Origin of the sequence: Pseudolysinimonas sp. (genome assembly GCF_049651805.1) — a bacterium.
Taxonomy (GTDB): domain Bacteria; phylum Actinomycetota; class Actinomycetes; order Actinomycetales; family Microbacteriaceae; genus Pseudolysinimonas_A.
Window position 1 is genome coordinate 110,319 of record NZ_JBASCU010000021.1, and the last position, 17,910, is coordinate 128,228.

A 17,910-nucleotide genomic window follows, 5' to 3' on the forward strand; every position below is an offset into this window, starting at 1 on the left:
CTGAGTAAATGGCCGACATCTTCGACGTACTCGCCGACGGAACCAGGCGCGACATCCTGCGACGTCTCCTCGACGGCGAGGCAGCCGTGGGCGATCTGGTCGAGGCGCTAGGTCTCACCCAGCCGACCGTCTCGAAGCACCTGGCCCGGCTGCTCGACGCGGGGCTCGTCACCGTGCGCGAAGACGGCCGCAACCGCATCTACGCGTTGCGGTCGGCACCGCTGGGAACCGTGGATGCCTGGCTCTCGCCGTTCCTCGGCGGTGCGGCCCCCGCTGCTCACGGCGACGACGACGAAGCCGGTCCGACGATCTACGCCGCCTGGGCGGGCACCGAAGCGGGCGACCGGGTCGGGCGAGTCGCCGCTGACGCCGCCCACAACGCCCGCGTCGCCCTCGAAGCGGCCCAGGAGAAGCTGCAGGGAGCGCAGAAGCGAGTCACTGAGAAGCTGCCGTGGAGCCGGGGCTACAACTGACCCTCCGCGCCACCCATAGACACCGGATGCCGTGACGGCCTAGTCTGATCGGTCGAACGCACTCCATTCACACCAGCAACATCACCAACAGCGCGCGACCGACGGCAGGAGCCGACATGGCAGGAGCACTCTCCGACATGCGCTTCCTCACGGTCGCCGAAGTCGCCGACATGATGCGGGTATCCACCATGACCGTCTACCGGCTGGTGAAGTCGGGCGAGCTGCCGGCCGTGCGATTCGGGCGTTCCTACCGCATCCCCGAGACCGCGGTCGCGGCCGCTGTGGAACTGCCGAACGCCCAGAGCAACCGGGCAGGGTAGACTTCCCCCTTGTGATTTCCGCGGTTCGATGAGGGCCCGGGTGGTCCTTATCGTCGAAGCGAGGTGAACATGGGTTCCGTCATCAAGAAGCGCCGCAAGCGCATGGCGAAGAAGAAGCACCGCAAGCTCCTGCGCAAGACGCGTCACCAGCGTCGTAACAAGAAGTGAGCTGCTAACTGGCTTTCGTCGGACCGGGCTGCATTCGGCGAGTCAAGAGCGGGGACCCCTACCCCGATTGACTCCCCGAACGCAGCCCGCTCCTGCTTTGCCTGCGGTCGCTTCTCGTTACGACGCTGCCGACGCGCCTCACTCGAAGCCGCTCAAGACTCGGTGGTCGAGTAGCGCCCGTAGGGCGCGTGTCGAGACCCGGGTCAGGCGGAGGGGGTGCGGCGGGCGGAGCGGCGGACTCGGCGGGCCTCGCGGCGCACGCGCCGACGGGCGTCGCGGATGCTGCGGGGGGAGAGGCGCATCATCGGCCAGCCGTTCTCTTGCGCGTGGTGGGCGAGCGCGGCATCCGGATTCACCACGACCGGGTTGCCCACCATCTGAAGCAGCGGGATGTCGTTGCGGCTGTCGGAGTAGGCCCAGCAGTCCTCGAGGCGGGCGCCCGCGCTGGCGGCGAGTTCGCGGGCGGCTTCGGCTTTGCGCTCGGCGTGCAGGGTGTGGCCGACCATGCGTCCCGTGTACACGCCGTCGATCGACTCGACGACCGTGCCGAGCGCGCCCGTCAGGCCGAGGTGCTTCGCGATGACCTCGCCGATCTCGACCGGCGTCGCCGAGACGAGCCACACCTCGTGGCCCTTCGCCACGTGGTCCTGAGTGAGTCCGACGGTGTCGGGGTAGAGCCGCTTGCTGATGCGGTGCTCCCAGATGTGCTCGGCGAGCGAGGTGATGTCGGCGACGGAGTGCCCGGCGGCGAGGCCGAGCGCCCGGTCGCGAGCCCCATCGAGGTGATCCTGGTTCTCGCCGACCGAGATGAACCGTCGCTGGTGCCAGGCGAAGCGCGCGATCTCGCGGAACCCGATGATGCCCCGCGCCCACGCTTCGGTGCCGAGATGAAAGAGGCTCGTGCCGCGCATCAGCGTGTTGTCGACGTCGAAGAACGCGATGATCGGGCGGTCGCTGGGAACCGGGCTCTCCAGCGGGGAGGTGGCGGTGTCGTCGCTCGGGGTGAGGGCGGGCTCCTCGGGCATCCCCCCAGGGTAGCTGCCGGGTACCCTGGACCGGTGCCTCACGTGCGGATGCTCGGCAAGCCCGGCTGCCACCTGTGCGACGACGCCCGCGCCGTCATCACGGAGGTGCTGACCGGATTTCCGGCGGTGACGTTCGACGAGAAGTCGATTCTCGACGACCCCGCGCTTCTCGACGAATACGCCGAAGAGATCCCCGTCGTGCTCATCGACGGCCGAGTGCACACCATCTGGCGAGTCGACCCCGACCGCCTCCAGGCCGCCCTGAGCTGACGGGTTTCAACGCAGCACGACGACCGACCGGCCTGCCCGATCTTCGAGGCCGCGGTGCTGCGGTGTCGCGACGACCACGACGAACATCGCCACCCAGAACACCAGCGGCAGAATCAGGGCGCCGAGGAACGGGTCGACGTACTCCGAGCCCGGGGTGGATCCGAGCTCGAGCAGCCGCAGAACGGCGACCGCCGCGAAGATGGGCGAGACGATCACCAGGCTCCGGAGAATGGCCCACGCTCCCGTCACCCGTCCCGTGACGACGTGCACCACCCTGAGGCCGGCCAGCCACTTGCCGGGGGTGACGCCGAGGGTGGCGGTGAGCACCGTCGCGAGCAGCGCCGAGGCGACGGGCACCCAAAAGATGGCGATGAGCGACTCCATCGAACCGAGGATGAGCCCGCCGAAGACCACCACGATGGTCACCAGCACCGTTCCTACTCCGTCGATGATGAAGGCGAGAGCCCGTCGGCCGGGATGCGCGACCCGCCGTTCGGGAATCTCGCCATAAGCCGGAACCTCGACGAGCGGTGCGGGAGGCGCCGGCGGCGGCTCGAAGATCCCGAGCCCGTCGGGGGGCGGCGGGGGAGCGTCGCTCATGCCCGGCAGCCTAACCGCGCGGCTACGGCGTCAGACGGTTCGGGCCGCGGAACAGGTAGGTCACCTCGCGGATCGAGGGCTGGTGCAACAGCAGCATGATGACGCGCGACAGGCCCATGCCGAATCCGCCGTGCGGAGGCACTCCGTAGCGGAAGAAGTCGAGGTAGAAGTCGAGCTCCTCCGGGTCGAGACCCTTCTCGCGGGCCTGCTCCTCGAGCAGCGCGACGCGGTGCTCGCGCTGGGCTCCGGTCGAGATCTCGACGCCGTTGAAGATGAGGTCGTACGAGTTGGTGAGGCCCGCATCGCCCTCGTGGCGCATGTGGTAGAACGGCCGGATGCTGGACGCGTAGTCGGTGAGGAACACGAACTCGTGGCCGAACTGCTCCTTCACGTAAGCCGCGATCTGACGCTCACCTTCGGGGTCCATGTCGGCATCCGCCCGGGGCACGGTGTAACCGCGGCCGGCGACGATCTCTTTCGCCTCGGCGAGCGGGATGCGGGGGAAGGGCGTCGACGGCACGGTTACCTCGACGCCGAACGCGGCTTCGATCTCGGCACCGTGCTTCTCCTTCACCGCGGTGAGCGCGGCGACGAGCAGCTCCTCGTGCATCTGCATGACGTCTTCGTGGGAGTCGACCCACGAGATCTCGGCGTCGACCGAGATGAACTCGGTCGCGTGCCGGGAGGTGAACGACGGGTCAGCGCGGAACGCCGGGGCGACCTCGAACACCTTGCCGAAGCCGGCGGGCTGCGCCATCTGCTTGAAGAACTGCGGGCTCTGCGCGAGGTACGCCTTCGTCTCGAAGTACTCGACCTCGAACAGTTCGGCGCGGCTCTCGGATGCCGACGCCATGAGCTTCGGGGTGTGGATCTCGATGAATCCGCGCTCGACCCACCAGGTGCGAAGCGCATGCAGGAAGGTCGTCTGTACCCGGAACACGAGGTTCTGTTCTGGGCGACGCAGGTCGAGGAAGCGCCAGTCGAGGCGCTTGTCGATCGACGAGTCCTCGGCGATCGGGGAGTCGAGCGCGGGGGCGATGACGTCGATCTCGCCGATCTTCACCTCGAGCCCGCCGAGCTTCACCCGCTCGTCGTGCTTGAGCTCGCCCTCGACGCTCACGAAGGTTCCGGCCGTGAGGCCCGAGATCTCCGCCGCGATCGGATCGGGCTGCGGGTCATCCCCGGCGTCGAGGCGCGGGTGCACGAGCTGGGCCGCGCCCGACTCGTCGCGCAGCACGATGAACTGCACCTTCTTCTGATCGCGCACCGTGTCGACCCATCCGGCGACCCGAACGGGTCCTGCGGCAGCGGCGGCGAGGTCAGCGATCAGGGTGCGAGATGTCACGGGGAGCGAGTCTACTTGCGGCACTTGGGCGCGGCGTCCGTGCAGCGCGGCATCCGTTCAGGGGCGCGGCTCGTAAGCTCTGATGTCGTGCCTGCCGAACTCGTCCATCTCGTGCGACACGGGGAGGTCGAGAACCCCACCGGAGTGCTCTACGGGCGCCTCGACGGGTTCGGGCTGAGCGCGCGGGGCCACCGGATGGCGGAGCTCGCGTCAGCCTCGCTGGCCGGCCACGACATCCGCAGCGTCACCGCGAGCCCGCTGCAACGCACCCGCGAGAGCGCCGCGCCCTGGATCGCCCGCTTCGGGGGCGAACTCCAGATCGACGAGCGGCTCATCGAGCCGACCAACCGCTTCGAGGGCATCAACATGCGCCGCGACCTGCCGCGCCGCCCCGACCTGTGGCGTCACCTCATCAATCCGCGGCTGCCGTCCTGGGGCGAACCGTTCCTGTCGGTGCAGGCGCGGATGACGGCTGCGATCGGCGACGCCTGGGCGTCGGCCGACGGCGGCGAGGTCGTGCTGGTCAGCCACCAGATGCCGATCGTCGTCGTGGCCCGCACCGTCGCCGGCTTGCCGCTCGCCCACAATCCGGCGAAGCGCCGCTGCGCGCTGTCGAGCATCACGACGCTCGAGCGCCGGGGCGACGCGTTCGTCGAGGTGTCGTACGCGGAACCGGCTGCCGAACTGCTCGCCGATGCGATCGACACCGGAGCGGTGTGATGCGCCGGATGCTGTGGTCAACCCGCGGCGGGGAGCTGTTCGGCGCAGCGGGCAAGGCGGGCGAGCCACCAGTCGCGCCGCTCGGCAGGGGCGGCCCACCGTTCCAGCAGCGCGGGGTCGGCGTCCACGCGGTCGACGGGGATGCGACCCTCGCGCGGCAGCAGTGGGTGCGCGGTGACGTCGGCGGCGAGCAGGGCGGCGGTGCCGAGGCCGCAGTCGTAGTCGAGGTCGGGTAGGGCGGCGGCGAGGCGGGCGCCCATCGCGAGGCCGACCGAGGTGTCGAGGGCGCTCGACACGACGGCGGGCAGACCGGATGCCGCGACGATTCGCAGCGCCGCGGTGATGCCGCCGAGCGGGGCGGCTTTCACGACGAGGAGGTCGGCGGCGCCGGCCGCGACGACGGCGAGCGGGTCGGCGGCCTTGCGCACGCTCTCGTCGGCTGCGATCGGCAGCTGCCAGTCGCGCAGGCGTTCCCGCAGCTCCGCGAGTTCGGCAACCGTCGCGCAGGGTTGCTCGAGGTATTCCAGGTCGAACGGGGCGAGGGCGTGGGCGGCGTGTTCGGCCTCGTCGACGTTCCAGCCGCCGTTGGCATCCACCCGGATCCGCCCCGCCGGGCCGAGCCGCTCCCGTACCGCGCGCACCCGGGCGACGTCGTCGGCGAGGGTCTGCCCGCGTTCGGCGACCTTCACCTTCACCGTGCGGGTCGCGCCGAACCTGTCGAGCACCGCGTCGATCTCGTCGGGGCTGACGGCCGGCAGGGTCGCGTTCACGGGGATCACGTCGCGCACGAGCGACGGTTCGGCGCCCCAGCCGTAGTCGATCGCCGCCGCCAGCCAGGTGGCCGCCTCGGCATCCTCGTATTCGGCGAACGGCGCGAACTCCGTCCAGCCCGACGGGCCGCGCAGCAGCACCGCCTCGCGCACGTCGAGTCCGCGGAACCGGGTCGCGAGCGGCAGCGCGACGACGTGCGCCACGTCGCGCAGCTCCCGACCTGACGGCAGACCCACGGCCCCAGTCTGCTCGCTAGAGTGACGTCATCCGTGACTTTTCGCGCGGATCGGGCCGTCTTCCGCACGAAAACTCGCGGATGGACAGGAAGCGAGGCGCAGCGAATGACTCTTCCCCCGCCGCCGCGCCCGCAGTACCAGGGCGAACCGAACCAGTACCGTCCGGTGCAGCAGCACCACGTGGCCGCGCAGAAGCAAGACAAGGCTCCGACGCTCGGGCAGTACTGGCGCAGTGACAACCGCACCGCCCCGGGGCGCAAGCCGGCGAAATGGGCCGGGAGAGCGGCGTTCTGGCTCGGGCTGCTCGCCGCGGGCCTGTTCTTCGGCAGCGCGTTCATCGGCCTTCCGGCAGTGCTCGCCGCCTACGCCGCACCCGTGAGCGTCGTCGCGATCTTCTTCGCGCTGATCGCGATCATCGCGGGCGTCGGACGCGGCCTCGGTTTCGTCGGACTGCTCTTCGCCCTCGCCGGCAGCAGCCTGTTCTGGGCCTGGCTCGACAGGACCGTCGGCTGACCGCCTCGCTTAGGCTCGACCTGTGACCAGCGCCGAGCCCGTGGCAACGCCAGCCAGCCGATCGGTGCGCTGGCCCGGACGCGCGGCGCTGGCGTTCGGCATCCTCACCCCGATCGCCGTCGTCGCGGGGGTCGTCGCGGTGACGTACGACGCGTTCCTGCCGGCGACGATTGCGGCGTGGACCGGCATCGGGGCGAGCGCACTCGCGGTGCTCGGCGGTATCGCGGCCGCCATCGGCAACTGGGATCGCGGCGCCGCGATCGGCGGCATCGCCCTCGGGCTGTTCACCAACCCGCTCGTACTCACCTACGGGCTCGACGCGGCGGGCAACATCTGATGGCCGTCTCGGAACTCTTCGACGCCTCCCGCTGGGGTGTGGCGCCCGGATTCGGCGACCTCACCGACATCACCTACCACCACGACACGACCGGCCGCATCGCCCGGGTCGCGTTCAACCGGCCCGAGGTGCGCAACGCGTTCCGGCCGCACACGGTCGATGAACTGGCGCGCGCCCTCGACGACGCCCGGATGAATTCCCGCATCGGCGTCGTGCTGCTCACCGGTAACGGGCCGAGCGCCAGGGACGGCGGGTGGGCGTTCTGCTCGGGGGGCGACCAGCGCATCCGGGGGCGGGGTGGGTATGAGTACTCAGACGGGATGGACTCCGTGGGGGATCTCGACACGCCCCCTGCGGGGGCTACTCGACCGCCGAGTGGGGGCAGGCTGCACATCCTGGAGGTGCAGCGGCTCATCCGCTTCATGCCCAAGGTCGTCATCGCGGTCGTGCCCGGCTGGGCGGCCGGGGGCGGGCACTCGCTGCACGTCGTGTGCGACCTGACGATCGCGAGCCGTGAGCACGGCCGCTTCAAACAGACGGATGCCGACGTCGGCTCATTCGACGGCGGCTACGGCAGCGCGTACTTCGCGAAGCAGGTGGGGCAGAAGATCGCCCGCGAGGTGTTCTTTCTCGCCCAGGAGTACGACGCGCAACGAGCGTGGGAGATGGGCGCGGTCAACGCGGTCGTGCCACACGCCGAACTCGAGTCCACGGCCCTGGACTGGGCCGAGACCATCCTCGGCAAGAGCCCGACCGCGATCCGCATGCTCAAGTTCGCGATGAACGCGGCCGACGACGGGATGGTGGGGCTTCAGGTGTTCGCCGGGGAGGCCACCCGCCTCGCCTACGGTACCGACGAGGCCGCGGAAGGTCGGGATGCCTTCCTCGAGAAGCGGCCGCCCGACTGGTCGCCGTACTCCTGGCCGTTCTGACCCGATGCGTTCGTTGAGGGTCATCCCGCCCGGGCCGGGCGTGCTGACCGAACTGCGTACCGCCTTCGCCGGTGGCGACGCGATCCTCGTCGGCTCACCGAGCGACGACCTACCCCGCGAGGTGGAGCAACGCGTCGCCCTCGTCGTCGAGACCAGCGGCTCGACCGGGCGCCCGAAGCGGGTCGCTCTTTCCGCCGACGCCGTGCTGGCCAACGCCGTCGCGAGCGAGTCGGCCCTCGGCGGCCCGGGTCAGTGGGTGCTGGCCCTGCCGACGCACTACATCGCGGGGCTCAACGTTCTCGCCCGCTCGCTCGTCGCGCAGACCGCCCCGGTGACGGTCGAGGGCGAGCACTTCACCGCCGCCGCATTCCTCGAGGCGACCGCCGGGATGACGACGCCCGAACGGTTCACCGCGCTCGTGCCCGCGCAGCTGGCGACCCTGCTCGACGACCCGGCTGCGGCATCCGCCCTCGCCGGATTCCGGCGCGTGCTCATCGGCGGGCAGGCGACGCCGCCGGCCCTGCTCGAACGTGCGGCCCTCGCCGGGGTGATGGTCACCCGCAGCTACGGGTCGAGCGAGACCAGCGGCGGGTGCGTCTACGACGGGACGCCGATCGGGCAGACCGAGGTTCGCGTGGTCGACGGCGAGGTACGACTCGGAGGCCCGACGATCGCCGAAGGCTACCTGGGTGACCCGGCGCTCACCGCCGCGCGCTTCGTCGACGAGGCCGGGATGCGCTGGTTTCGCACCGCGGACGCCGGCACGTTCGAGGCTGGTCGCCTCGCCATCACCGGTCGACTCGATGACGTCATCGTCTCGGGCGGCGTCAAGGTCTCGCTCGGCGCCGTCGAGCGACTGCTGCGCGAGAACGGCGTCGAGGATGCCGTGGTAGTGCGCGCGGATGACGCGAAGTGGGGCGAGGTGCCCGTCGCGTTCACGGCATCCGAAGCGCTCCCGGCATCTGCCCTCGCCGCGATCGAAGCCGCTCTGGGCCCGGCGGCACGACCTCGGATGCGCGGCGGGAGTGACATCCCGATGCTGCCGAGCGGCAAACCCGACCGGGTGAGCTTGGCGGCGCGGCTGAACAACTAAAGTCGCTCTCGTGGCGAAGCAGCAGCGACCGATCCCGCGCGTGAAGATGGACGGCAACCGACCGGTTCCCCCGAAGGCGAAGGTGAAGGGCGCGAAGCTCGCCCCGCCGAAGCCGGCTACCCTCGGCACCTGGATCGCCGGCGCGCGCCCCCACACGCTCGCGCTCGCCGTCGTGCCGGTGGCGCTCGGCACTGCCGCCGCCGCCCAGGTGATGGAGAACTGGTACGACCACTGGGTGCGCGCGCTGCTGAGTCTCGCGGTCGCCGTGTTCCTGCAGATCGGCGTCAACTACGCCAACGACTACTCCGACGGCGTCCGCGGAACCGACCGGGACCGCGTCGGCCCGCAACGACTCGTCGGCTCGGGCCGCGCAAAGCCGCGCACCGTGCTCGTCGTCGCGCTGGTGTTCTTCGCACTCGCCGCCGTCGCGGGTGCCGTACTGGTGTGGCGCACCGAGCAGTGGTGGCTGCTCGCCGTCGGCGCCGTGTGCCTCATCGCCGGGTGGTTCTACACCGGCGGCAAGCGGCCGTACGGCTATCTCGGCCTCGGCGAGCTCGCGGCGTTCGTGTTCTTCGGAGTCGTGCCGACGGCCGGAACGATGTTCGTGCAGGTGCTCGACGTCAACACCGAGGCGTGGCTCGCCGGTGCGGCGGCCGGGTTCTTCGCCGCCGCGGTGCTCGTCGCCAACAACGCACGTGATCGCGAACGCGACAAGGTGTATGGCAAGCGCACCCTCGCCGTGCTGCTCGGCGGGCTCGGCACGCGCATCCTCTACGTCGTGCTCATGCTCGCGCCATTCGGCATCCTCGCCTTCTTCGCGCTGTTCTACGAGCCGGGGTCGGGCAGCGGGTTCGCCCCCTACGTCTACTTCGCCGGGGTGGCGGCGCTGCCCGCGATCCTCATCGCGACGACCGCGCGCACCACCCGCGAGTGGGTGCTGGTGATGAGGCTGACCCTCGTGACGACGTTGTTGTTCGGGCTCGGCCTCGCGGTCGCTATCGTGCTGCCCGGCGCGCTGCTCTAAGCGTGCTGGTCTAGCCGGCGGGCGGGAGCGGAGCGTCTTCGGCTGCCTCATCGCCAGAGGCGGGCTTCGGGGTGCGCGCCTCGACGAGTTGCAGCGCGACCTTGTCGCGGAGCGGACGCAAGAAGATGTACGAGACGCAGAATCCGACGACTGCCGCGATCAGCGCCGCGGCCCACCACTCGAGCCCGATGGCCAGCAGGATGCCGAACGGAATCGCGAAGACCAGCACCCGCAGGGCAGAGAACAGAAGCACGGTGCGCACCCTCAGAAGTCTAGGTCGGGACGACTCTCATGCTGCGCGAAGCCGCGGAGCCTAGAATCAGGGCATGACGCGCCTCATCCCGGTCGTGGTGCTGATCATTGCATTCACGATCTTCTCGGTCGTGCACCTCGCGCTGACCCCCCGCGACCAGGTTCGCGGAATCGCCAAGCCTGCGTGGATCGTGCTCGTCATCCTCGTGCCCATCGTCGGCGGGGTGCTGTGGTTCGCCGTCGGACGGGTGCGAGCAGGGGAGTCGCCGCGTTCGGCGCGTCGAGGCCCCGTCGCTCCCGACGACGACCCGGACTTCCTGCGCAAACTCGGCCGCGAGAAGGCGATGGAAGACCGCATCGAGCAGCTCGAACGGGAGCTTCGCGACCTCGACGATGACCCGCCCAAGAGTTAGCGGGTCGCCGGCCAGCGACTTCGCCGTCGCGTTCTTCGCCCAGTTGACCCGCCTCGGCGTTCGCGACGTCGTGGTGTGCCCCGGCTCCCGGTCGCAGGCTCTCGCCCTCGCCGCGGCGGAGTTCGAACGCGCGGGCCTGCTCACTCTCCGGGTGCGCATCGATGAGCGCTCGGCGGGGTTCCTGGCCCTCGGGCTGGCGCGCGAGTCAGGCCTCCCGGCCGTCGTCGTCACGACCTCGGGCACGGCGGTCGCCAACCTGCACCCGGCGGTGCTCGAAGCCTCACACTCGGGGGTGCCGCTCGTCGTCGTGACCGCCGATCGTCCCGCCGAACTACTCGGGATCGGCGCCAACCAGGCCACGGTGCAGGCGGGAATCTTCGGCTCGGCGGTGCGACGGGAGTGGGATGTCGCGGCCCCGACCTCCGCCGAGGGAGCCGAAGGGCTGGCCACCGACGTGCTGGCGGGGATCGCTGGTCCGGTGCACGTCAACCTCGCCCTGCGCGAACCGTTGTCGGCCGTCGTGCCGCTTCCCGATGTTGAGCCCGGCGGGTTCGCCCCGCACCGCCCCGCCGGTGACCCCGTGACGCTCGAACCAGGGCCGCGCACCGTCGTGGTCGCCGGCACCGGCGCAGGGGAGCGTGCCGAGGAGGTCGCTCGGCAACTCGGGGCACCCCTGCTGGCCGAGGTCACCAGTGGTGCCCGGTTCGGGCCGAACCTGGTCGCGGCGTATCGCGAGTTGCTCGTCGAGCCGGGATTCGGCGATCTCATCGACCGGGTCGTCGTGTTCGGCCATCCGACGCTGAGCCGCGAGATCCCGGCGCTTCTGGAACGCGCCGACCTCGAGTCGTTCGTCGTGCGCGGCCCCGAGCGGGATGCGTACGACCCCGGTCGTTCGGCTCGCATCGTCGACGGGGTCACCGTGGCGGGCGAGCCGCACCCCGAATCCCGCGCATGGGTCGGGCTGTGGGTGACGGCGTCGCGCACGCTGCTCGCCGTCGACGAGGCGCCGGCGGCATCCCTCAGCGACGACCGGCTGGAGCGTGCCGCGTTCGCCCGCACGCAGCTCGAGCGGCTGCGCGAGCCGGTCACCCGGCGGATGCTCGCCGAAGCCGTGTGGGCGAACACGTGGCCGCACGACCGGCTCGTGCTCGGGGCGTCGCGGCTGATCCGCGACCTCGACCGGGTGGCGCCCGGCAAGAAGATCCCGGTGTTCGCCAACCGCGGGCTGGCGGGCATCGACGGCACGATCGCCACCGCGACGGGGATCGCTCTCGCGTCGACGGGTGACGGCGTCACGCGGGTGCTGCTCGGCGACCTCGCGCTGCTGCACGACGCCGGATCGCTCGCTCCCGCCCCCGGCGAACCGACCCCGCGGATGCAGGTGATCGTCGGCAACGACGGAGGCGGCACGATCTTCGACGCGCTCGAGGTCGCCGGCACCGCCGACTCCGCGCTATTCGACCGGGTGCTGTACACCCCGCACGCGGTCGACCTCGCGGCGCTCGCGGCGGCGTACGGGTGGCAACACCGCCGCGCGGCGACGCGGGCCGAACTGGATGACGCACTCTCGGCATCCGGAGATCGCGTGCTCATCGAGGTTCCCCTCGCCCGCTGATCGTTCTAGGGTCGGCCCATGGCTGATCTGCACATCAAGAGCTTGTTGCGCGCGGGGCCCGGTATCGACCTGTCGAAGATCGACACGTCGGCGACACCGGGGTTCGAGGGCGACAAGGATGCCGGGGCTGAGCTGCTCGCCGCGGGGGCCGACGAGGTCGCCGGGCTTCAGGAGCAACTCTTCGCGGCCAGCCGGTTCGGCGACACCCGCAGTGTGCTGCTCGTGTTGCAGGCGATGGACACGGCAGGCAAGGGCGGCATCGTGCGGCACGTCGTCGGGTCGGTCGATCCGCAGGGGGTTTCGATCGCGGCGTTCAAGCGGCCGACGCCCGAAGAGGAGGCGCACGACTTTCTGTGGCGCATCCGCAAGCGGCTTCCGGCGCCGGGCCTGATCGGCGTCTTCGACCGGTCGCACTACGAGGCCGTGCTCATCCACCGGGTGCGCGGGCTGTCGACACTCGAGGAGGTCGAGGGCCGCTACCCGGTGATTCTCGACTTTGAGAAGGAGCTCGTCGCCGCCGGCACGAACGTCATCAAAGTGATGCTGCACATCTCGCGCGACGAGCAGAAGGCCCGCCTCGCCGAACGCCTCGAGCGGCCCGACAAGCACTGGAAGTACAGCCCCGGGGATGTCGACGAGCGCGCCTACTGGGACGCCTACATGGATGCCTACCGCGTCGCGATCGAGCGCACCTCGACCGACGACGCCCCCTGGTACGTCGTGCCCGCCGACCGCAAGTGGTACGCGCGCCTCGCGGTGCACACCCTGCTGCTCGACGCGCTGCGGTCGTTCGACCTCGAATGGCCGAAGGCGGAGTTCGACGTCGAGGTCGAGAAGAAGCGCCTCGCCGCCACCTGACGTTTCGGGCGCTACTCGACCACCGAATTCAGCCGAAGGCTTCGACGATGGGGCGGAACTTGAGCTTCGTCTCGGCGAGTTCGCGGTCGGGGTCGGATTCGGCGACGACTCCGGCCCCGGCGTAGGCGGTGAGGGTGCCGTCGGCATCCACTTCGGCGGAGCGCAACGAGATCGCCCACTTGCCGTCACCTGCCTGGTCGACCCACCCGACGGGTCCGCTGTAGCGGCCGCGGTCGAACGGTTCCAGCTCTCGGATCACCTCGAGCGCCGTGCGCGTCGGGGTGCCGGCGACCGCTGCCGTCGGGTGCAGCGCGGCCACGAGGTCGAGCGCACCCGAGCCGTCGGAGAGCCGACCGTGCACATCGCTCGCGAGATGCCACAGGTTTGGCAGCTTCAGCGTGAACGGCAGTTCGGTCGACGTGATGCCGGGGCCGTGGGGGCGCAGGGCACGCAGCACGCTCTCGACCGCGAAGCGGTGCTCGTCGAGATCCTTCGACGACGTCGCGAGTTCCAGCGCGGCCGCAGCGTCGGCTTCGGCATCCGCCCCGCGCGCGTGGCTGCCGGCCAGCACGCGTGCCGTGACATCGCCGTCGCGCACCCGCACGAGGGTCTCCGGGCTGGAGCCGAGGTGACCGTCGACGGCGAAGGTCCAGGTGTCGGGGTAGCCGAGCGCGAGTTCCAGCAGCACGCGGCGCAGGTCGGCGCCTTCCGGCACGTGGCCGACCAGGTCTCGGGCCAGTACCACCTTTTCTAACGCCGGGGCCTTCTCGAGCGACCCCGAGAGGATGCGGCCCACCGCCGTGCGCACCGCTTCGCGGTAGGCGTCGGGCGGCAGCGCCCCCGGATGCAGCGGCAGCCGGTACTCCGCGCCGAGCGGGGAGGCGACGACCGCGTCGTCGGCGCCGTTCACCCGGGTCACCCAGCCGACGCCGTCGCGGCGGCCGATGACGACCCGCGGCACGATCAGCACGCTCGCGCGGGTCGAGTCGTCGTCGAACGTGAACGCGCCGCACGCGACCAGCCCGGAGCCGCCGATGCGCACCTCGTCGTCGACCCGGGCGCTCGCCGCGACGTCGCGCCAGGCCGCTGCGGCATCCGCCAACCGGGTCGGCCCGTGGAACTCGAGACGCAGCGCCTCGCCGATGCCGGCGATGCCGTCGCCGCGCCGCAGGAAGAGCAGAGGGTGCGCGGGATCGGCGAACGGGATGAGCGAAGGAACCGGGTCGATCCGGCGCGTTTCGACGGTGAGGTCCGTCACCCCTCCAGCCTACGGCGCGCGCCGACCGCCCCCCGAACCGCCCCTCACCGCCCCGCGTAGGATGGTCGCTTGTGAGCAGGGCGGATCTGAGCAAAGACCCGGACGACATGTCCGGGATGTTCGATCACGTCGCTCCCGGGTACGACCGCACCAACACGGTGCTCAGCGTCGGCAACGCCGCCCTGTGGCGCATCGCGACGACAAAGGCCGTCGACCCGAAGCCGGGGGAGCGCATCCTCGACGTCGCCTGCGGCACCGGCACCTCCACTGTGCCGCTCGCCCGATCGGGCGCGGCGGTCGTCGGCGTCGACTTCTCACCGCAGATGATCGCCGAAGCCGAGAAGCGGCATCCGAAGATCGAGTTCCGCGAAGCGGATGCCATGAAGCTGCCGTTCGGCGACGACGAGTTCGACGCGGTCACCATCTCGTTCGGGCTGCGCAACGTGCAAGACCCGAAGAAGGCGCTCGCCGAGATGTACCGCGTGCTGAAGCCGGGGGGGCGGCTTGTCGTGTGCGAGTTCTCGAAGCCGCCGCGGGCGATCCTGCGTGCCGGGTACTACGCGTACCTGAAGGTCGTCGCGCCGATGGTCGTCGGCATCACGTCGTCGAATCCCGAGGCGTACCGCTACCTCGTCGAGTCGATCCGCGACTGGCCCGATCAGGGAACGCTGAGCCAGTGGATCCGCGGAGTCGGTTTCAGCCGGGTCGCCCACCGCAACCTCACGGCAGGCGTCGTGGCCCTGCACCGCGGCCGCAAGCCCGAAGACCAGGCCATCCGAGCCGCCACCGCCCGCCGCACCGGGCGGTCCCGCAAGCCCGACACGACCGGCTGACTCAGCCCCTCCTTCATGCTCCGACAGATCGGCGAAACGTGAAACCGAGCCCCTCCCTCGCCCGCCGGAGCAAGACCCTCAGCTCCTCGCTGGGCCTCGGCGAGAAGCTGTTCGCCTCGAGCGAGGAGCGGCAGTTCGTCGCCGACATCGAGGCGGGTCTCGCGATCGTCGAGGAGCAGCTCGCCGACCAGGTGCGCTTCACCGATGAGATCGCCGACGTCACCACCCGCTACCTGCTGGATGCCGGCGGCAAGCGGGTACGGCCGGTGCTGACCCTGCTGACGGCGCAGCTCGGGTCGGGCGCGAACGACGATGTGCTCACGGCTGCGCAGGCGATCGAGATCACCCATCTGGCGTCGCTGTATCACGACGACGTCATGGACGAAGCCGAGATGCGTCGCGGGGTGCCGAGCGCGCAGACCGTGTGGGGCAACTCGGTGGCGATCCTCACCGGCGACCTGCTGTTCGCCCGAGCGTCGAAACTCATTGCGTCGCTCGGGGAGCGGGCGCTCAGCATCCAGGCGTCGACGTTCGAACGGTTGTGCCTGGGCCAACTGCACGAGACGCTCGGACCGCAGGCGGGTGAGGATCCGATCGAGCATTACCTCCAGGTGCTCGCCGACAAGACGGGGTCGCTGATCGCGCTCGCCGGCCTCGTCGGCGTGATCTTCTCGGATGCTCCAGAGGAGTACCGCGAGCCCGTCGAACTCTTCGGCGAACGCATCGGTGTCGCGTTCCAGCTGATCGACGACGTCATCGACCTGTCGAGCGCGGTCGAGCAGACCGGGAAGACCGCCGGCACCGACCTGCGCGCCGGGGTGCCGACACTTCCGCTGCTCTACCTGCGTCAGCGCGCCGCATCCGAACCCGGTGCCGCCGCGCTACTCGAGCGGCTGGAACGTCACATCGTCGGATCGACCGAGGATGCCATTCATCCCGACTTCGCCACGGCCGTCGCCGAGCTGCGTCGCCACCAGGTGACTGCCGATACACTCGCCGAGGCGAACCGCTGGGCCGATCGGGCGGTGGTGGCTCTCGGGCCCCTCCCCGACGGCCCGGTCAAGAAGGCGCTCACCCGTTTCGCGCAAGCGATCGTCGAGCGCTCCGGCTGACCCGCACCCGCGGGTCGAGTGCCCGCCGAGGCGGGTGTATCGAGACCCCGAGCACACAGTAAGGAACCCCCGATGACCCGCCTCCGCCTGGCCATCGTCGGCGCCGGCCCCGCCGGTATCTACGCCGCCGACATCCTGCTGAAGCACGAGCGGCCGTTCGAGGTCTCGATCGACCTGTTCGAGCAGCTCCCTGCCCCGTATGGGCTGGTGCGCTACGGCGTCGCTCCCGACCACCCGCGCATCAAGGGCATCATCACGGCGCTGCGCGACGTGCTCGACCGCGGCGACATCCGCATCTTCGGCAACGTCACGTACGGGCGCGACATCACCCTCGACGACCTGAAGAAGCACTACAACGCCGTCATCTTCTCCACCGGCGCCATTCGGGATGCCGACCTCGAGATCCCGGGCGTCGATCTGCCCGGCTCGCACGGCGCCGCCGAGTTCGTCTCGTGGTACGACGGGCACCCCGATGTGCCGCGCGAGTGGCCGCTCGATGCGGCGTCGGTGGCGGTGGTCGGCAACGGCAACGTCGCCCTCGATGTGGCGCGGATGCTGGCGAAGCACGCTGACGACCTGCTGCCGACCGAGGTGCCCGCGAACGTCTACGAGGTGCTGAAGAACTCGCCGGTCACCGACGTGCACGTCTTCGGCCGGCGCGGCCCGATGCAGGTGAAGTTCAGCCCGCTCGAGTTGCGTGAGCTCGGCGAGTTGACGGATGTCGACATGGTCGTCTACGACGAGGACTTCGACTACGACGACGCCGCGCGGGCGGCGATCGAGTCGAACAAGCAGATCTTCGTGATCGACAAGGTGTTCACGAAGTGGCGCTCCGAGCCGGTTGGCGAGGCGTCGCGGCGGCTGCACCTGCACTTCTACGCGAAGCCGCTCGAGGTCGTCGCCGGGGCCGATGGTCGGGTTGCGTCGTTCCGGTACGAGCGCACCGAGCCGGATGGCGCGGGCGGCGTGCGCGGAACGGGCGAGATCCGCGAGCTCGAGATCTGTCAGTTCTACCGGGCGGTCGGCTACTTCGGGTCGCCCCTGGACGGCATCCCGTTCGACGAGCGGCGCGGCGTCATTCCCAACCGGGAGGGGCAGGTGCTGGCGACGGATAACGAGATCCTGCCCGGCGTCTACGCCACGGGGTGGATCAAGCGCGGACCGGTGGGTCTGATCGGTCACACCAAGTCGGATGCGATGGAGACGATCTCGCACCTCGTGAATGACCAGTCGTCGTGGTGGAGCCCGTCGTCGCCGTCGGAGGCGTCGGTGGTCGAGCTGCTCGAGTCGCGTGGCATCGAGTACACCGACCTTGCCGGTTGGCACAAACTCGACACCCACGAGATCGCCCTCGGTGAGCCCGAGGGTCGTGCGCGCATCAAGGTCGTGCCGCGTGACGAGATGGTGAAGATCTCGCGCGGCTGATCCAGCGCTCGCACCTGGCCAACGCGCTCGTTCGCGCACCGAGCGAGCCTGTTCGCCGAAATGGGCTGAGTTCTCTTTCGAGCCTCGGGTTCAGGGTGTTCGCACGAGTTGCCGTTGTCGGAGGGGGTTCTTGGTGACGAGTTTCAGTGTTCGGCCGTCGGGGGAGGTCATGTTCCAGTCGGTGTGGCCACGGCCGGGTGGTCGGTGGATTTTCCAGTGGTTGTTGTGGAGGAGCATGTGGTGGTGGCGGCAGAGGAGGATGCCGTCGGCGATGTCGGTGCGTCCGCCGTGTGCCCAGTGGTTGGCGTGGTGGGCTT

At 70.2% G+C, this 17,910-nt stretch carries 23 protein-coding genes; 16 read left to right on the forward strand and 7 right to left on the reverse strand.

Annotated elements, in window-relative coordinates:
• The first annotated feature begins 8 nt into the window (after positions 1 to 8).
• From WBL06_RS05325 to WBL06_RS05335, 3 genes are all read left to right on the forward strand, one after another.
• On the forward strand, positions 9 to 473 hold the full coding sequence (locus WBL06_RS05325; protein WP_424454931.1) for an ArsR/SmtB family transcription factor: 465 nt from the start codon (positions 9 to 11) through the stop codon (positions 471 to 473).
• Positions 474 to 589: 116 nt separating this feature from the next.
• Entirely contained in the window at positions 590 to 793 is a 204-nt protein-coding gene (locus WBL06_RS05330) for a helix-turn-helix domain-containing protein (protein ID WP_424454932.1), read from the forward strand.
• 69 nt (positions 794 to 862) lie between these two features.
• Positions 863 to 961, forward strand: coding sequence for a 30S ribosomal protein bS22 (locus tag WBL06_RS05335; protein WP_003792170.1), 99 nt, complete (start codon positions 863 to 865; stop codon positions 959 to 961).
• Positions 962 to 1,164: 203 nt separating this feature from the next.
• Here WBL06_RS05335 and WBL06_RS05340 read toward each other — a convergent pair whose 3' ends face one another.
• On the reverse strand, positions 1,165 to 1,986 hold the full coding sequence (locus WBL06_RS05340; protein WP_424454933.1) for an HAD family hydrolase: 822 nt from the start codon (positions 1,984 to 1,986) through the stop codon (positions 1,165 to 1,167).
• Positions 1,987 to 2,034: 48 nt separating this feature from the next.
• Between WBL06_RS05340 and WBL06_RS05345 the strand changes: the two genes are divergently transcribed.
• Entirely contained in the window at positions 2,035 to 2,256 is a 222-nt protein-coding gene (locus WBL06_RS05345) for a glutaredoxin family protein (protein ID WP_424454956.1), read from the forward strand.
• A gap of 6 nt (positions 2,257 to 2,262) precedes the next feature.
• Here the strand turns inward: WBL06_RS05345 and WBL06_RS05350 are convergent, their stop codons facing one another.
• Together WBL06_RS05350 and aspS are read right to left on the reverse strand one after the other, a co-directional pair.
• Positions 2,263 to 2,856, reverse strand: a complete 594-nt coding sequence (locus WBL06_RS05350; protein WP_424454934.1) for an RDD family protein — start codon at positions 2,854 to 2,856, stop codon at positions 2,263 to 2,265.
• A 22-nt stretch (positions 2,857 to 2,878) separates the two neighbouring features.
• Positions 2,879 to 4,201: an aspartate--tRNA(Asn) ligase gene (aspS, locus tag WBL06_RS05355; protein WP_424454935.1), complete on the reverse strand. Its 1,323-nt coding sequence runs from the start codon at positions 4,199 to 4,201 to the stop codon at positions 2,879 to 2,881.
• A gap of 87 nt (positions 4,202 to 4,288) precedes the next feature.
• On the opposite strand from aspS, the gene WBL06_RS05360 reads away from it, so the two are divergent.
• Complete coding sequence (locus tag WBL06_RS05360; RefSeq protein ID WP_424454936.1) at positions 4,289 to 4,921, forward strand: histidine phosphatase family protein; 633 nt, start codon at positions 4,289 to 4,291, stop codon at positions 4,919 to 4,921.
• Positions 4,922 to 4,938: 17 nt separating this feature from the next.
• Here the strand turns inward: WBL06_RS05360 and WBL06_RS05365 are convergent, their stop codons facing one another.
• Entirely contained in the window at positions 4,939 to 5,928 is a 990-nt protein-coding gene (locus WBL06_RS05365) for an o-succinylbenzoate synthase (protein ID WP_424454937.1), read from the reverse strand.
• Between the two features lie 105 nt (positions 5,929 to 6,033).
• Here WBL06_RS05365 and WBL06_RS05370 point away from each other — a divergent pair, with 105 nt between their 5' ends.
• Genes WBL06_RS05370 through WBL06_RS05390 form a run of 5 tightly spaced genes read left to right on the forward strand, consistent with a single transcriptional unit; the run spans position 6,034 to position 9,827 of the window.
• Entirely contained in the window at positions 6,034 to 6,441 is a 408-nt protein-coding gene (locus tag WBL06_RS05370; RefSeq protein ID WP_424454938.1) for a hypothetical protein, read from the forward strand.
• 22 nt (positions 6,442 to 6,463) lie between these two features.
• A complete protein-coding gene (locus tag WBL06_RS05375) occupies positions 6,464 to 6,778 on the forward strand; it encodes a hypothetical protein (RefSeq protein WP_424454939.1) in 315 nt (104 codons plus the stop codon).
• Positions 6,778 to 7,710 carry a 1,4-dihydroxy-2-naphthoyl-CoA synthase gene (locus WBL06_RS05380; RefSeq protein ID WP_424454940.1) on the forward strand — a complete coding sequence of 311 codons (933 nt, stop codon included), beginning with the start codon at positions 6,778 to 6,780 and terminating at the stop codon, positions 7,708 to 7,710. The genes WBL06_RS05375 and WBL06_RS05380 overlap by 1 nt, the downstream gene beginning before the upstream one ends.
• A gap of 4 nt (positions 7,711 to 7,714) precedes the next feature.
• Positions 7,715 to 8,803 (forward strand): AMP-binding protein, encoded by a 1,089-nt coding sequence (locus WBL06_RS05385; RefSeq protein WP_424454941.1) that lies wholly within the window; start codon positions 7,715 to 7,717, stop codon positions 8,801 to 8,803.
• A 46-nt stretch (positions 8,804 to 8,849) separates the two neighbouring features.
• Positions 8,850 to 9,827: a 1,4-dihydroxy-2-naphthoate polyprenyltransferase gene (locus tag WBL06_RS05390; protein WP_424454957.1), complete on the forward strand. Its 978-nt coding sequence runs from the start codon at positions 8,850 to 8,852 to the stop codon at positions 9,825 to 9,827.
• 10 nt (positions 9,828 to 9,837) lie between these two features.
• On the opposite strand, the gene WBL06_RS05395 is transcribed toward WBL06_RS05390, so the two are convergent.
• Complete coding sequence (locus WBL06_RS05395) at positions 9,838 to 10,089, reverse strand: DUF4229 domain-containing protein (RefSeq protein WP_424454942.1); 252 nt, start codon at positions 10,087 to 10,089, stop codon at positions 9,838 to 9,840.
• 64 nt (positions 10,090 to 10,153) lie between these two features.
• Here WBL06_RS05395 and WBL06_RS05400 point away from each other — a divergent pair, with 64 nt between their 5' ends.
• The 3 genes from WBL06_RS05400 to WBL06_RS05410 are packed head-to-tail and all read left to right on the forward strand — an operon-like array spanning position 10,154 to position 12,965.
• Entirely contained in the window at positions 10,154 to 10,492 is a 339-nt protein-coding gene (locus WBL06_RS05400) for a PLD nuclease N-terminal domain-containing protein (RefSeq protein ID WP_424454943.1), read from the forward strand.
• On the forward strand, positions 10,473 to 12,107 hold the full coding sequence (gene menD, locus WBL06_RS05405) for a 2-succinyl-5-enolpyruvyl-6-hydroxy-3-cyclohexene-1-carboxylic-acid synthase (protein ID WP_424454944.1): 1,635 nt from the start codon (positions 10,473 to 10,475) through the stop codon (positions 12,105 to 12,107). Before WBL06_RS05400 ends, menD begins: the two co-directional genes overlap by 20 nt.
• An 18-nt stretch (positions 12,108 to 12,125) precedes the next feature.
• Complete coding sequence (locus tag WBL06_RS05410; RefSeq protein WP_424454945.1) at positions 12,126 to 12,965, forward strand: PPK2 family polyphosphate kinase; 840 nt, start codon at positions 12,126 to 12,128, stop codon at positions 12,963 to 12,965.
• A gap of 28 nt (positions 12,966 to 12,993) precedes the next feature.
• Here the strand turns inward: WBL06_RS05410 and WBL06_RS05415 are convergent, their stop codons facing one another.
• A complete protein-coding gene (locus WBL06_RS05415) occupies positions 12,994 to 14,223 on the reverse strand; it encodes an isochorismate synthase (RefSeq protein WP_424454946.1) in 1,230 nt (409 codons plus the stop codon).
• 107 nt (positions 14,224 to 14,330) lie between these two features.
• Here WBL06_RS05415 and ubiE point away from each other — a divergent pair, with 107 nt between their 5' ends.
• The 3 genes from ubiE (at position 14,331) to WBL06_RS05430 (ending at position 17,593) form a co-directional block, all read left to right on the forward strand.
• A complete protein-coding gene (gene ubiE, locus WBL06_RS05420) occupies positions 14,331 to 15,056 on the forward strand; it encodes a bifunctional demethylmenaquinone methyltransferase/2-methoxy-6-polyprenyl-1,4-benzoquinol methylase UbiE (protein ID WP_424454958.1) in 726 nt (241 codons plus the stop codon).
• Between the two features lie 38 nt (positions 15,057 to 15,094).
• The gene (locus tag WBL06_RS05425) at positions 15,095 to 16,168 is read left to right on the forward strand and encodes a polyprenyl synthetase family protein (protein ID WP_424454947.1); all 1,074 of its coding nucleotides are present in this window, start codon (positions 15,095 to 15,097) and stop codon (positions 16,166 to 16,168) included.
• A 72-nt stretch (positions 16,169 to 16,240) separates the two neighbouring features.
• Entirely contained in the window at positions 16,241 to 17,593 is a 1,353-nt protein-coding gene (locus WBL06_RS05430; protein WP_424454948.1) for an FAD-dependent oxidoreductase, read from the forward strand.
• 90 nt (positions 17,594 to 17,683) lie between these two features.
• Here WBL06_RS05430 and WBL06_RS05435 read toward each other — a convergent pair.
• The coding region (locus WBL06_RS05435) for a hypothetical protein (RefSeq protein ID WP_424454949.1) at positions 17,684 to 17,910 on the reverse strand (227 nt) is incomplete at its 5' end.

Excerpts from the sequence above, each read along its gene's own strand:
- WBL06_RS05370 (WP_424454938.1), top strand. The coding sequence starts at position 6,034 with ATGACTCTTCCCCCGCCGCCGCGCCCGCAGTACCAGGGCGAACCGAAC.
- WBL06_RS05335 (WP_003792170.1), top strand. The coding sequence starts at position 863 with ATGGGTTCCGTCATCAAGAAGCGCCGCAAGCGCATGGCGAAGAAGAAG.
- WBL06_RS05345 (WP_424454956.1), top strand. The coding sequence starts at position 2,035 with ATGCTCGGCAAGCCCGGCTGCCACCTGTGCGACGACGCCCGCGCCGTC.
- WBL06_RS05350 (WP_424454934.1), bottom strand. The coding sequence starts at position 2,856 with ATGAGCGACGCTCCCCCGCCGCCCCCCGACGGGCTCGGGATCTTCGAG.
- ubiE (WP_424454958.1), top strand. The coding sequence starts at position 14,331 with ATGTCCGGGATGTTCGATCACGTCGCTCCCGGGTACGACCGCACCAAC.
- menD (WP_424454944.1), top strand. The coding sequence starts at position 10,473 with ATGACCCGCCCAAGAGTTAGCGGGTCGCCGGCCAGCGACTTCGCCGTC.
- WBL06_RS05390 (WP_424454957.1), top strand. The coding sequence starts at position 8,850 with ATGGACGGCAACCGACCGGTTCCCCCGAAGGCGAAGGTGAAGGGCGCG.
- WBL06_RS05340 (WP_424454933.1), bottom strand. The coding sequence starts at position 1,986 with ATGCCCGAGGAGCCCGCCCTCACCCCGAGCGACGACACCGCCACCTCC.
- WBL06_RS05380 (WP_424454940.1), top strand. The coding sequence starts at position 6,778 with ATGGCCGTCTCGGAACTCTTCGACGCCTCCCGCTGGGGTGTGGCGCCC.
- WBL06_RS05325 (WP_424454931.1), top strand. The coding sequence starts at position 9 with ATGGCCGACATCTTCGACGTACTCGCCGACGGAACCAGGCGCGACATC.
- WBL06_RS05410 (WP_424454945.1), top strand. The coding sequence starts at position 12,126 with ATGGCTGATCTGCACATCAAGAGCTTGTTGCGCGCGGGGCCCGGTATC.
- WBL06_RS05400 (WP_424454943.1), top strand. The coding sequence starts at position 10,154 with ATGACGCGCCTCATCCCGGTCGTGGTGCTGATCATTGCATTCACGATC.
- WBL06_RS05430 (WP_424454948.1), top strand. The coding sequence starts at position 16,241 with ATGACCCGCCTCCGCCTGGCCATCGTCGGCGCCGGCCCCGCCGGTATC.
- WBL06_RS05385 (WP_424454941.1), top strand. The coding sequence starts at position 7,715 with ATGCGTTCGTTGAGGGTCATCCCGCCCGGGCCGGGCGTGCTGACCGAA.
- WBL06_RS05330 (WP_424454932.1), top strand. The coding sequence starts at position 590 with ATGGCAGGAGCACTCTCCGACATGCGCTTCCTCACGGTCGCCGAAGTC.